12 protein-coding genes are annotated in these 13,504 nt (G+C 43.8%); 3 read left to right on the top strand and 9 right to left on the bottom strand.

Annotated features, from left to right (window positions below; translation table 11 throughout):
* Nucleotides 1–127: 127 nt before the first annotated feature.
* Entirely contained in the window at nucleotides 128–421 is a 294-nt protein-coding gene (locus tag NO989_RS12580) for a DUF1244 domain-containing protein (RefSeq protein WP_061485818.1), read from the bottom strand.
* A 175-nt stretch (nucleotides 422–596) separates the two neighbouring features.
* On the bottom strand, nucleotides 597–2,708 hold the full coding sequence (pnp, locus tag NO989_RS12575; protein WP_371342679.1) for a polyribonucleotide nucleotidyltransferase: 2,112 nt from the start codon (nucleotides 2,706–2,708) through the stop codon (nucleotides 597–599).
* 339 nt (nucleotides 2,709–3,047) lie between these two features.
* Between pnp and NO989_RS12570 the strand changes: the two genes are divergently transcribed.
* Nucleotides 3,048–3,602: an HNH endonuclease gene (locus NO989_RS12570; RefSeq protein ID WP_014949384.1), complete on the top strand. Its 555-nt coding sequence runs from the start codon at nucleotides 3,048–3,050 to the stop codon at nucleotides 3,600–3,602.
* 3 nt (nucleotides 3,603–3,605) lie between these two features.
* On the opposite strand, the gene NO989_RS12565 is transcribed toward NO989_RS12570, so the two are convergent.
* The 5 genes from NO989_RS12565 to NO989_RS12545 all read right to left on the bottom strand — a co-directional run bounded on the left by NO989_RS12565 (nucleotide 3,606) and on the right by NO989_RS12545 (nucleotide 9,985).
* Nucleotides 3,606–4,556 (bottom strand): mechanosensitive ion channel family protein, encoded by a 951-nt coding sequence (locus tag NO989_RS12565; protein ID WP_371342678.1) that lies wholly within the window; start codon nucleotides 4,554–4,556, stop codon nucleotides 3,606–3,608.
* 130 nt (nucleotides 4,557–4,686) lie between these two features.
* Nucleotides 4,687–5,934 (bottom strand): glutamate-5-semialdehyde dehydrogenase, encoded by a 1,248-nt coding sequence (locus NO989_RS12560; RefSeq protein WP_371342677.1) that lies wholly within the window; start codon nucleotides 5,932–5,934, stop codon nucleotides 4,687–4,689.
* Complete coding sequence (proB, locus tag NO989_RS12555) at nucleotides 5,931–7,040, bottom strand: glutamate 5-kinase (RefSeq protein WP_014949381.1); 1,110 nt, start codon at nucleotides 7,038–7,040, stop codon at nucleotides 5,931–5,933. Before proB ends, NO989_RS12560 begins: the two co-directional genes overlap by 4 nt.
* 16 nt (nucleotides 7,041–7,056) lie before the next feature.
* Nucleotides 7,057–8,571 carry a sodium/proline symporter PutP gene (putP, locus tag NO989_RS12550; RefSeq protein ID WP_239220228.1) on the bottom strand — a complete coding sequence of 505 codons (1,515 nt, stop codon included), beginning with the start codon at nucleotides 8,569–8,571 and terminating at the stop codon, nucleotides 7,057–7,059.
* 367 nt (nucleotides 8,572–8,938) lie between these two features.
* On the bottom strand, nucleotides 8,939–9,985 hold the full coding sequence (locus NO989_RS12545; protein ID WP_371342676.1) for a DNA topoisomerase IB: 1,047 nt from the start codon (nucleotides 9,983–9,985) through the stop codon (nucleotides 8,939–8,941).
* 583 nt (nucleotides 9,986–10,568) lie between these two features.
* Here NO989_RS12545 and NO989_RS12540 point away from each other — a divergent pair.
* Both NO989_RS12540 and NO989_RS12535 read left to right on the top strand, forming a co-directional pair.
* Nucleotides 10,569–11,159, top strand: coding sequence for a hypothetical protein (locus NO989_RS12540; RefSeq protein ID WP_371342675.1), 591 nt, complete (start codon nucleotides 10,569–10,571; stop codon nucleotides 11,157–11,159).
* Nucleotides 11,160–11,338: 179 nt separating this feature from the next.
* On the top strand, nucleotides 11,339–12,169 hold the full coding sequence (locus tag NO989_RS12535; RefSeq protein ID WP_371342674.1) for an HAD family hydrolase: 831 nt from the start codon (nucleotides 11,339–11,341) through the stop codon (nucleotides 12,167–12,169).
* 71 nt (nucleotides 12,170–12,240) lie between these two features.
* Here NO989_RS12535 and NO989_RS12530 read toward each other — a convergent pair whose 3' ends face one another.
* Together NO989_RS12530 and NO989_RS12525 are read right to left on the bottom strand one after the other, a co-directional pair.
* Complete coding sequence (locus tag NO989_RS12530; protein ID WP_371342673.1) at nucleotides 12,241–12,945, bottom strand: SDR family NAD(P)-dependent oxidoreductase; 705 nt, start codon at nucleotides 12,943–12,945, stop codon at nucleotides 12,241–12,243.
* 20 nt (nucleotides 12,946–12,965) lie between these two features.
* A complete protein-coding gene (locus tag NO989_RS12525; RefSeq protein WP_371342672.1) occupies nucleotides 12,966–13,496 on the bottom strand; it encodes a DUF2878 domain-containing protein in 531 nt (176 codons plus the stop codon).
* Nucleotides 13,497–13,504 lie beyond the last annotated feature (8 nt).

Here is a 13,504-nt window from a genome sequence, read left to right as displayed (position 1 = left end):
CTTCCCCTCAGTCAGGGTGATTCAGGTTTCTTTCAACCTGACGGGTTTGCCAGCTTCGCTGGGCAAACAAAAAAGCCAGCATAAGCTGGCTTCAAAACACAAAAATAAATTTCGTCTTATCTAAAAACTACTTCTTCTGCCTAGCAGCCAACTTCTCCAACTGCTCGTCAGTCGCCGGAAGCTGGTGCTTCTCTTTCCACTCTGAATACGGCATTTTGTATACCACTTCGCGTGCGGCTTCATAGTCGATATCAGCGCCCTGCTCGCTTGCAGCGGCCGAATACCATTTTGCTAAGCAGTTACGGCAGAAATCCGCCAAAATCATCAGGTCGATGTTCTGAACGTCTTTATTTGCGTCTAAGTGTTCTACTAAGCGGCGGAATACCGCTGCTTCTACTTCGGTTTGCGTTTGCTTATCCATAGTTTAATACCTCTAAAATAGCGCTTTTTCGTTATGGTTTGAATGTGTGGCTTAAATGTGTGGATTAACGGGTAAAACCCAACCCGTTGACTTCTTTAAACCCTAAAACGAAAAAAGGGAGCCAAGCTCCCTTTTTACTTAAACATAACTAACTAGGTTTAAAACCTAATTGCTATTACTCTGCGTCGTCAGACTTAGGCGCAGGCTTTTCTAGAAGCTCTTTAATGCTTAAACGTACACGGTTCTGGCGGTCGATTTCCATAACCTTAACGTCAACCATTTCACCTTCTTTAAGGTAGTCAGTAACCTTGTTCACACGCTCGTGAGCGATTTGTGAAATGTGAACAAGACCTTCTTTACCTGGAAGTACTTCTACGAACGCACCGAAGTCTACAATACGTGTAATCTTACCGTTGTAAGTCTTACCAACTTCAATTTCAGCCGTTACTTGCTCAATCTTGCCAATAGCGATGTCTGCTTTCGCACGCTCTGTCGCGAAGATTTTGATAGTACCGTCGTCTTCAATCTCGATATTAGTGTCAGACTCTTCAGTAATTTGACGGATCATTGCGCCGCCTTTACCGATAACGTCACGAATCTTGTCTTGGTCAATCTTCATTGTGTAAATGCGTGGAGCAAATTCACTTAGCTCTTCACGGTGACCGCCAATCGCTTCGTCCATTACGTTAAGAATGTGCAAACGTGCTTCTTTTGCTTGTTTAAGCGCAATTTGCATGATTTCTTTAGTAATACCTTCAATCTTAATGTCCATTTGAAGTGCAGTAATACCGTCGGTAGTACCTGCTACTTTAAAGTCCATATCGCCAAGGTGATCTTCGTCACCAAGGATGTCTGAAAGTACAACAAAGTTGTCATCACTCTTAACTAGGCCCATTGCGATACCCGCAACAGACGCTTTAATTGGAACACCTGCATCCATAAGCGCTAGTGAAGTACCACATACCGACGCCATTGAAGATGAACCGTTTGATTCTGTGATTTCAGAAACCACACGTACTACGTACGGGAATTCTTCTTCACTTGGCATTACTGCTTGAATACCACGCTTCGCTAGACGACCGTGACCAATTTCACGACGCTTAGGCGAACCAATCATACCGGTTTCACCAACACAGTATGGAGGGAAGTTGTAGTGAAGCATGAAACGGCTGTCGCGCTTGCCTTGAAGCTCGTCAATCATCTGTGCATCACGCTCTGTACCTAAAGTAGCAGCAACAATTGCCTGCGTTTCACCACGGGTGAATAGTGCAGAACCGTGAGTACGAGGAAGAATGCCTGTTGCTACGTCTAGAGCACGAATCATTGCAGGCTCACGACCGTCGATACGTGGCGCGCCAGAAAGGATGCGTGAACGTACTACGTCAGACTCAAGTTCGTGAAGAAGGTCTAGTACTTCTTTCTTGTCTTGAGCTTCGTCTTCAGCAAGGATTGCTTCTAGTGCTTTGTCAGTTGCTGCAGTTACCGCGTCTTTACGCTCTAACTTGTCAGAAATCTGGTAAGCCGCTGTCATTTCAGCTTCAGCTAGTGCTTTAACTTTGTCTTTAAGTGCAGTGTTTTCTGCTTCTGGTGCCCAGTCCCACTTCTCAGTGCCAACTTCAGCAGCAAATTCATTAACTGCGCTAACCACAGTTTGAAGTTGCTCGTGACCGAACATTACCGCACCTAGCATAGTATCTTCAGAAAGCACGTCAGCTTCTGATTCAACCATAAGTACTGCACCTTCAGTACCCGCAACAACAAGGTCAAGCTGGCTTTCAGCTTGCTCTTCTGCGCGTGTATTTAGAATGTATTCGCCGTTGCTATAACCAACACGAGCCGCACCAATTGGGCCGTTGAAAGGAATACCTGAGATAGCAAGCGCTGCAGAAGTACCAATCATAGAGATGATGTCTGTAGGGATATCTGGGTTAGCAGACATTACAGTAACAACAACTTGTACTTCGTTTTTGAAGCCTTCTGGGAATAATGGGCGAATTGGACGGTCGATAAGACGCGCAGTCAATGTTTCGCCTTCAGATGGACGACCTTCACGCTTGAAGAAACCACCTGGGATTTTACCCGCAGCATATGCTTTTTCTTGGTAGTTTACTGTTAGAGGGAAGAAGTCTTGATCTGGCTTGGCTTCTTTTTTACCAACTACTGTTACCAGTACAGACGTGTCGTCCATGCTCGCAAGAACCGCAGCTGTTGCCTGACGAGCAATTACACCCGTCTCTAGAGTTACAGTATGCTGTCCATACTGAAATGATTTAGTAATAGGAGTCACTATTTGTCCTTTAATTTCAATCTTTATTTTATCGCTTTTAAACGCGGCGCATAGTATAGCCATGAAGTAGCGTTAATACCATGGTCAAATGCAGCCCCGCGCGGAATTTGTCGTGTTATTTGGTCATTAACCGCTACCACCTATAGCACCATGACTATATGAAATATCTGTGAAATTTCAATTATTGACTATATTTTCATCATACTGACACAAAACAGCGTATGCTAGAACAAAAAGCGAACAAAGTAAGAACTTAAATAAACATCACGTGCTACCAATGCGCAGAAGTGATTAACCACAACAAGAACGTCTAATATTAGTGTGCTAAAGGAGATAACCATGTTGGTACTTCGACTTAATAAAGCAGGCATGCCACAAGAGTGGATAGATGTTGAACAAGCCGCAAAGCTTTACAGTCAAGATAAGGTGCTATTTGAGCTAGGTAGCGATGCTATTACGCTTAAGGGAGGCTGGAATCACGAAGGGCTGCAAAGTCAGCTTACCCTGTCTAGTATTATCGCGTGCGACGGCAAGGTAACAGATTTATCTGGCAAAGTTGCCCTTACTAATCGCTATCTGTTTAGGCGCGATAGCTACCTGTGTATGTACTGCGGCAATAAATTTACGCCAAAGCAGCTTACCCGAGACCACATTATCCCCCGCTCTCGCGGCGGAAAAGACAGTTGGACGAACGTTGCCACTGCTTGCCAGCGATGCAATCACGCGAAAGGTGCGAAAACGCCAGAAGAAGCCAACATGCCCCTACTCGCGGTTCCGTTTAGGCCAAATGTGTACGAGCGTTTTTATTTAATGAACAGGCGAATTTTGGCTGACCAAATGGCCTTTTTACAAGGCCACTTTACCAGCCACCGAGAATGGACGTGCTTGGAATAAACGCTATAGCGCACCGCTAGTAGTTGTCTGTGCTTCGGGCATTGCTTTAGTTTGGTTTTGCACTGAAGAGGAATCGCTGTGCTGTGCATGAAGCTGGCGCTGCTCTTCTTTTTGCGCTTTGAACCACAGACTTAACCAGTCTGAGCACATTTTGTGCTCTAACTCATGAGCTTCGGCTGTAGGGCAAAACAAGCTTACCTTTACCACCACTTTGGCAAGTTCATTGGTTTTAATCTCAACCTCAGGGTCGATGCGAATAAACTCTTGCTCTAAGTGACGTTCAATTAAGCCTTTGTAGCGCTCTGCTACATCGCGAAAATATTCACAATGTGCCTGTGCCCTGGCATGAAACGCTGGAAGCAAACTATAGGCGTTAACAGAAGGCTCGTTCACTATTTCAAATGAATGCAAACGGTAGCGACGCATAAAGTTAAGATTTCGTACGGTTTGGGTCACTAGCTGACTGTTAGGCACGTACACGTGTTTACCCGTGTAGTTAAAGCTTTCAGGGTCTACTTCTAAAAGTGCCGTTTTCGCCCAGTCCATCTCTACTACTTCACCAATGATGTTGTTCATTTGGATCCAGTCACCTACCCTGAATGGCCTTGCGCCCAGGTAGTAAATGAACCCCATAAAGCACTGAATAAACTCGCGGGTTGCCAACACAATGGCCACCATAAAGGCAGCAATGGAGATTGCCAGTGTTTGGATTTCAGAGCTCCACACCACCATTAGCACAATAATGATAAAGGCATTGCCCAACTGCTCTAGAATATTAATTTGGTTTCGGCGGTCTTCGCCACGATGAGAACTAATGCGCCTGATAAGGCGCAACACACCCTTTTTAATAAAGAGCAGTACAATTAAAAGTACTAGAGATGTCAGCAGTTTATAATCATTGGCAAAACTTATAAATTGATGCCATAACTGCGCGGGGTCTATCACAATCTCCATGTAAGCTCCGTCTGTACTCCGAGGGTAAATATTTGAATAGGCGAAAAAAAGCGCCGACGAATGTCAGCGCTTTTAATTATGAAGCATGTAAACTCGTGGCACAATGCCGACCAGTTAAAACATCTTTTTATTAGTCGCGAATTTGGCCTTCGCCATTCACTAAATATTTCTCTGAAGTCAACGACTCCAAGCCCATTGGACCATAAGCATGTAGCTTAGTGGTTGCAATACCAATTTCTGCACCCAATCCAAGTTGACTACCGTCAGAAAAACGTGAAGACGCATTAACCATTACTACACTTGCATCAACTGCACGTTGGAATAACTTGCCTTTTTCAGCATCTTCCGTACAAATTACTTCAGTGTGGTTACTACCAAACTGCGCAATGTGGTCAACCGCAGCGTCGAAATCGTCAACTACACGAATAGCGATTTCAAGGCCAAGATACTCTTCACCGTACGCGTCTTCAGAAATAACATCAGCACCATCAAAATATTGGCTGCCTTTTTCGTTTACGTGAACCTTAACACCCTTTTCTTTGAATGCATCGGCCACTTTAGGCAAAAAATCACCCGCAACAGCTTGGTGTACAACTAAGCCTTCTAAGGCATTACACACGCCAGTACGCTGAGTTTTACCATTTAGAAGTAGCGCCATGGCTTTATCTAAATTGGCATCTTTGTCTACGTAAAGGTGACACACACCTTTAAAGTGCTGGATTACCGGCACCTTGGCGTTGTCAGTCACGTAGTTGATTAGGCCTTCACCACCACGAGGAATAATTACGTCAATGTAATCACGCTGCTCCATTAGCTCTTGCATTAATGCACGGTCTGGGTTCGGAACTACCGTTACCAGCGCTTTTGGTAAATTGTGCTTCTCCAGCACTTCTTGCATAAGCTCAGCAATGGCTAAACTCGTATCTAGTGCTTCTTTACCACCACGTAATATCACTGCGTTACCCGATTTAAAGCACAGCGCGCCTGCGTCGGCAGTAACATTAGGTCGTGCTTCATAGATCATGCACACAACACCAAGCGGTATACGCATTTTCTTAATCTCAATACCGTTTGGACGTGTACCGATAACGCGCTCTTTACCCACAGGATCGTCAAGTTCAACAATAACTTCGATGCCTTCAGCCATGGCTTCAATACGCTCATCGTTTAGGATTAAGCGGTCAACCATCGCTGCGTCTAAGTTATTCTCTTTGGCGCGCGCGACTTCCTTTTCGTTTACTTCAATAATTTTGCTTTTGTTTGCACGAATTGCCGCGGCCATATCAGTTAACACCGCGTTTTTCTGGCTTTCGCTTAAAATAGCCAGTGTACGTGCAGCTTTTTTTGCCTGTTGTGCTAACTCTGTAATAATGCTCATTCTTTCTCCAGATTTGCTATGTGCTGATCAGAAATAATTGGCCCAGTCTTTTCCTCAAACTCATGGGCGAATTCTTCGTTTTCCTGATTCGCAATGAAATTCAATAAACAGCTACTGTAATTCGACTTGGCTTTTACCAGTTTAGTACCGTCTTCTTTACGTACTAGAATGGTGTCGCCTACCGAGAACTCACCTTTCACGTCAATAATTTCGCTACTAGTCAGTTGCTCTGCGTCGCCAGCTAAAGAGGCGTCAAAGTCCCCTTCTACTATCACCTCGCCCTGCGCGTTTGACGTATGGCGCATCCAATGCACATTCTCTTGCATTGGCTTGGCGTGAGGTTTGAAATGCGTGCCTGGGTTTTCACCTGCTAGCAGCATATTAAACGACAGTTCAGTAAAGCCGTTAATAATATATGTATCTATACCATGCGAAACGGCTTTTTCGGCCGCTTCAATTTTAGTGCGCATACCACCGGTGCCTACACCGCCTTTTACCGCACCGCCAGCCATGTCATAAATGCTTTGATCAATGGTATTAACTGATTTAAGCAATTGTGCGTCGTCGTGTTCATGCGGGTTCTTATCGTACAACCCATCAATGTCTGAACAGATGATAAGTGCATCTGCTTCAGCTGCCGACGCCACCATGGCCGATAAATTATCGTTATCACCCACTTTCAATTTGTCGGTGGTAACGGTGTCGTTTTCGTTAACGATAGGCAGGATATTGTTGTCCAACAAGCTGAATATCGTTTCACGGATACTTACGTAACGCTCTCTGTCTCGTAAATCAGCATGCGTTAAAAGCATCTGAGCAGACGGAAAATCAAACAGTCTGTCCCACGTGGCAATCATTTCGGTTTGACCCGCTGCTGCCATTGCTTTTTTAACTGCAATATCTGACTTTTCTTGCTCTGGAAACAGGTGCGCGCCCGCTGCGACAGAACCAGAAGACACGAGTACAACTTGTGTACCGTTGGCTCTGCATCGCACGATAAATTGCGCAATGCTCAAAAGGTAATGACTGCTACAACCTTGTTGGTTGGGCGATATCAATGCACTACCCACTTTGATGACTACGCGTTTCCAATTTGGATGACTCATAATAAACTTTTTAACCTTAAGATTGTTGATTTGCTAATTCTTCACTGGCTTGCGCGAATGTTGCTTGTACGTTTGACGATGGGTTTTCGCTAAAGCGACTTACCACATAAAGCGTTAACGTACTTACCGCAAACCCTGGAATAATTTCATAAATAACGCTGCTTAACGTTTTACCGTCAGCTAAAACGGGCGCATAAATCCAGAACAATACGGTTACCGCACCGCTGATCATGCCCGCCATTGCCGCTTTCGCTGTAAGGTCCTTTTTATACAGACAAAACAGTACTAACGGACCAAATGCTGCACCAAAACCAGCCCAAGCATTACTTACTAAAGATAAAATTGTGTTCGACGCATCCATGGCTAATAACAATGCAACCACAGCTACACCTGCTACACCATAACGGCCAATTGTTACCGTTTGCTTTTCACTCAGCGCCTTGGTTGAAGACTTTTTATTTACCATTACGCGGTAAATGTCTTCGGTTAACGAACTTGCGCTAACCAGCAGTTGCGACGAAATTGTACTCATAATAGCGGCTAAAATAGCGGCCATTAAAAATCCACTGATAAGTGGGTGGAACAGCAATTGTGAGAAAATAATAAATATCGTCTCAGGGTCGTCGACAGCAAGACCAAACTGATTGGCATAAGCAATGCCTACGAATCCTGTTGCCAGTGCACCAATGATGGTCACTAACATCCACGACATACCAATATTTCGCGCTGTGCCAATGGCATTAACAGAACGAATTGCCATAAAGCGAACAATAATGTGCGGCTGTCCAAAGTAACCTAAGCCCCAACCTAAACTCGATAGCAACCCTACAATCGTTAGCGTTTCTAACGATTCAGAAAAATTGGGTACAGATTGATAAGCGGCGCTTGTCATTTGCGACACGCTATCGAACTCGGTAAACGCGACAATTGGAACCAGTACCAGCGCCACGAACATAATGCACCCTTGTACAAAGTCCGTAAGGCTTACTGCCAAGAAACCACCAAGTAGCGTATAAGACACCACTACACCCAGCGTGATAAATAAGCCTAACTGATAATCGACTGAAAACGCGCTTTCAAACAACTTACCACCTGCAACTAACCCGGCAGAGGTGTATAGCGTGAAAAACAGTACGATAATCACCGCTGAAACAATGCGTAAGCTTGAGTTAGGCGTATCAAAACGCTTGGCAAAAAACTCAGGCACAGTAAGCGAGTCGTTGGCAACTTCGGTATAAACGCGAAGTTTTGGTGCTACTAGTAAATAATTGGCCAACGCACCTGCAACCAACCCTATTGCAATATAAACCGCATCGAAACCGGTTAAGTACATTGCACCTGGTAAGCCCATTAGCATCCAACCAGACATGTCAGACGCACCCGCAGACAGTGCGGTTACTTGAGGGCTAACTTGTCGCCCTCCCAAAATATAACCAGAAATATCACTGGTAGATTGTCGGTAAGCAAACAACCCTATCCCTAACATCGCTATAAAATACACCGCTAGTGATAGGTAACTTTCCATTGGCATAACGTTCGTTATTTCCTCTATTGCTCTTCGAAAACTCGTAAATGAAAACGCCATTTAACCTTTGCTAATTCAAATTCAAAAGCAAATAATTAAATCGAACAATAATCATTAGAGCTCTAACAATATAAGGATCTGACAGAAAATTTCAAGTGTAATTTTTAAACAACATCGTTTAGCTGGCACTTATGTTTAAATTAGCACCAACCATGTTTCACAGCATATTACGCTAACAAAATTTAAAATTACCATTAATATTCATCAATTTAAAAACACCAAGTCATTTATGAAACAATTTAACTTTAGCTGAAAAGTCGCTAAAAACAGCAACTTTACTATCAGCTAAAACATTTTCATTAAAAATACTTTGTTACGCGCACTCAGACGAAATAACATCCAAAAGAAGCTTTTCTACAGGCAGTAAATGGGTAAGTTGCGTACAATCTTCACTATGTAGCGAGCGAACCCGATTAATTAGCTTCTCACACGCCTTTTCGTCATTTTTCACAGTAAATAGTTTCGGATGAATATAATATTTCCTGCAAACGGTGGGAGTATTGCCTAGTTCTGCTGCAACACACTTACTTAACGTACTCTCCCATTTCTTGGTTCTGGAGTTTGCTATCTGTTCATACACACTGGGCAGGTTTGTTAGTGCAAATCGACTTGATGCCCACGTTCGAAAGTCTTTACAACTGAACTGTTCACTTAGTTCTTTGTGGATGAATGCATTAACGTCTTCGCTCATTACGTCGTGCCATTGTTTATTCTCATCTTGATAACGAAATAAACAGTAACCTTGTTGTTGCGCACAGTCACAAACTAATGAAGCAAGCTCAGGGTCGTTTACTTTCAGTGTTCTTGGTTTGCCGTGCTTTCCAATGTACGCAAGTTCAACGCTATCGTCACACTGCGCTTGTACATGTTTGCGCCGCAATGTGGTTAACCCATATGTATTATTTTCCTTGCTATATTGAGCGTTGCCAACTCTAGCACCTGTGTAATCAAGTAACAGGCACACCAGCGCGCAAGCTCTTTCTTGCGTCCATGTTGGCTGCGAAATTAATGAAAGACAATGCTCACGGAACTCAGGAAGTGCATTACCAAAGGCAACCAAACGCTCAAATTTTTCTACTTGCTGCTGCTCGTGCCATTTGTCGTGATAGATATATTGTTTTCGCCCTTTTTCGTCATAGCCGACGGCTTGAACGCTGGCTTTACTGTCACGGCTTATAAAGGTGTCGCGCCAATTTGGAGGAATGACAAGCTTTTTGATACGCTTTAGCACGCGCTCTCCTGTGACTTTCTTTCCACTTGCATAGCGATAGTAAAACCGTTTATCACCGCAAGCGATGCGCCTTATTGATAGATGGCTATCATCAGAGTAGACGTTGCAATAGCCTTTAATCCGTTTCATTTATTGATACTCCTTTCCTTACCAGCTAAGAAGACCGACTGTTAAGGTGCTGCTACGGCCGCAGATGCTCGCTGTGCTTTCTTGGTCAGATTGCAAACAACGGTACCAAATCTCAATTTATAAATAGAGTCTACAGAAGAACGTACAGAAATGATCACTACACGCAAGTAACCTTGCCGCAAGCCGACGCTTCCACGGCAAGACAGTGATTTTAAAGGCCATAACGAATTTTCACGCTATGTGTAAAATTATCACAGTACCGGTTGTTTGGTCCGGCAGCGGCGCTTGCTAAAACTCAGCATATCGCTTCGAAATCCTTCTTTATTTCGCCTTCCAGCTTACTAAACCATATTTAACATTCAAAAAATAACCATTAATAACAACAACATAAAAACAAACCCTCTCTTTTTTCTACTAAAGTATAAACCGCTACTTTTCTTCGTCGGAATGCAACTTGAATAAGTATGAACAATAGTTGTCGAGTTACTTATGCACTTAGGTGAAGCCGAACAGCAATACCCTTTGAAGTGCAAGTGAAGTGGATTGATTTAGAGAGTCCAAGTAAGAAGTCGAGGATTTAAAGATGAATGTTCAAAGTTCGAAAAACGTAGAGTCAAAAAGCGAAAACAGTAATGAACATGAGAATTTGAGAGCCCATGTTGTATCAACCGGTGATTTGCAAGTCGCGGCTGTATTTCCGTCAAAACTTAAAGTGCAGGAAGTACTTGAGATAGTTCAAGACCAAACATCTGTTGAGGTATCTCAAGTAGAAATTATCGAAGCTGGCGACCCTAAAATGAGTGAAAAACTTGAACGTAACAGCGCATCCATTGGCAAAAGCATGTGGTCGTCCCACCTGTTGCTTGGTTCAATCGGTCTGATTGTAGGTTTAGTGGCGGCATTTTTGTTAACGCAGTTTGGCCCAGCGCTTACTCAACAAAATCCTTTGTTTACCTACATAGCACTAATTAGCCCAGGCATATTCATTGGGTTATTCATAGCGGGTTTAATCGGTTTACGTCCAGACAGAAATGAGGTTATACAAACCGTAAGACACGCGGTTAGATATGGTAAAGTTGCGCTGGTAATTAACCTTACAAAGTCACAGTCTGCTTCTAAAGTCTCGCAATTACTGAAGCAGCACACCGACAAAGTGGTCGAATCTATTCGGTAGCAAGACTAGCGACATAATATGGAACGCTGCTTCAAAGCAGAATGTGATACAGTAATCATATCGGAGTTATCAATCTAGCTGTTCCAATATTTTCGAAGGGCAATATAACGAACTCCACGTTTATTGCCCTTCGTCGTTTGGTCGGCGTTATTCTGAAAGAGAGATTAGGCACCAATTGTATGGATTTAATATTTTTTGATTTAGATGGCACTTTATTAAATAAGTCTTCTGAAATCTCCTCGTTTACTAAAGAGACGTTGGGCTTGCTTGGTGAGAGAGACATTGCATTCACCGTAGCGACGGGTCGTACCATGCATTCAGCGCAATTTGTGCTACAAGGTCAGTCTTTTGTACTCCCTCACATTTATAATAATGGGGTGGCAATTTGGGATCCTGCCGGAAACGCGCTAACACTAGAAAATTTGCTCGCGCCCAGTGAAGTAAATCTTATTATCGAGCACGCCGTAAATAACAATATTACGCCTTTCATTAACACAGTGAATATGGATAGCCCAGATCACGAGCACGTGATTTACCATTCGTCGCCTAAGCATCAGGTGGAACACGATTTAATTGAAAAGTATTTTTCGCGCACTAAAGCGCGACTAGCGTCTATTGAGTTGCTACCTGCTAATGCACATATAACAAACATCAGTATGATCGGAGATGCACCACTAGTCTATGACATGTATAAGCAGCTTAACATGCACGAAGGACTGATAGCGTACTCTGGGCCAGCTATCGAAGGGGAGGAGTACCGTTGGATGGATGTACACCACAATCTTGCGAATAAAGGCAGTGCGGTAGAGCTTTTGCGCCAACAGTTGAATGCAAGCAACGTTATTGTGTTTGGCGACAGTGATAATGATTTAAGTATGTTTAAGCTAGCAGACGAGGCTTATGCACCTTCTAACGCTAAACCTTATATCAAAGACGCCGCCACTTCCGTCATTGGGCATCACGATGAAGATGGAATCGCCCGCTTTCTACGAGAGCGATTCTCACTTTAGAAGATGCTGATTAAAAAGCATTGTGAAAATGGTAGCCTTCAAACTATACGAATTAGGCTAGTTAATTAAGGCTACCACTCTATAGGCTCTCTATCTTTTAAGAATTGGCCATGGGGGCCGCCCTCTTCCATGGTTGCTAACCAAATAGCCGTATCTGCTCCCTCCTCGGGTGTTTTAGGCGCATCACTCCCCCCCATTCTGGTATGCACCCAACCCGGGGTCATGCTATTAACGGTTACATTAAGAGACTTACCGTCAGCAGCTTCATCAACTACCGCTGCCATCTTAACCGTAAGCGCATTAATAGCAGCCTTTGTTATCGCATAGCACATTGGCCCTTTCAGCCCCTCGGCGAAGCTACCGTAACTAGAGCTTACATTGATAATACGTCCAAAACCTCGCTCAATCATTTGCGGTAACGTTTGCTGGATAAGTGTAAGCGGGGCGTTCACATTAATTTGCATCGATTTAGCCAACGTCTCAGAATTTACATCTTTCCATGGCGTGTCGTCTAAGATACCTGCATTGTTTATGAGGATATCAATAGGGCCATACACAGCCTCAGCTCGAACAAACGCATCGATGATGGCGGTTTCGTTATCAAGAGGCATCTCAATAATATGCAAATCCCCTCCCACAATATCTTTCTTGGCTTCAAGGCCGGCCTCTTCGTCTCGGCACCCCATTAGCACTTTGTAGCCTTTAGACAGCATTCCTTTTACTATTTCTAGACCAATACCTCTGTTTCCACCTGTAACTAAAACGTTTTTCGTCATTGCCAATACACTCCTTGCATTTACGCTTGGGCTTGTTTTGCCTCAAAACGATTGGATAAATAAAAACACAGCGGGAAGATTACACTCCACACTAGAGCGATAAAAATATAAGAAAGCATAACGCTTGCGCCCAATTCAACCGCACCGAATTTGGCGCCGGCGATATAACTGAGCGGCGCGAAGATAGCTCCAGCAAGCGCCGCAACGGTCATTCGACCATTAAAGGCGGTTAAACTGTGATAGACCGTACCTGCAAAGGCTGCCCATAGAAGACTTAGCCAAATTGGAATTGGCCAGAAGCTGACTAGCGTTTCTTTCTCGTTAAAAATGAACAGCCCGCTTTGGGTTAAAAGTGCATCAACCACCGTGCCCAGTAAAAATACCGTGCCCATTAGCTTTATATCTTCCTCTCGCTTGGGCGAAATGGCTATCCATAGAAGGATCAACCCTAACACTGGAATTACTGCTTTGTTCTGGAACAAGATGACCAGCCACCAAATTCCTTGGAACCATACAAAGTTCGCAACCTTTAGTACCGCACTATTCTTCATTTGAAACG

The organism is Alteromonas sp. DY56-G5 (assembly GCF_041414725.1).
Classification (GTDB): domain Bacteria; phylum Pseudomonadota; class Gammaproteobacteria; order Enterobacterales; family Alteromonadaceae; genus Alteromonas; species Alteromonas macleodii.
Note: the sequence above shows the minus strand (reverse complement) of the source record. Positions and strands in the feature narration are given on the sequence as shown.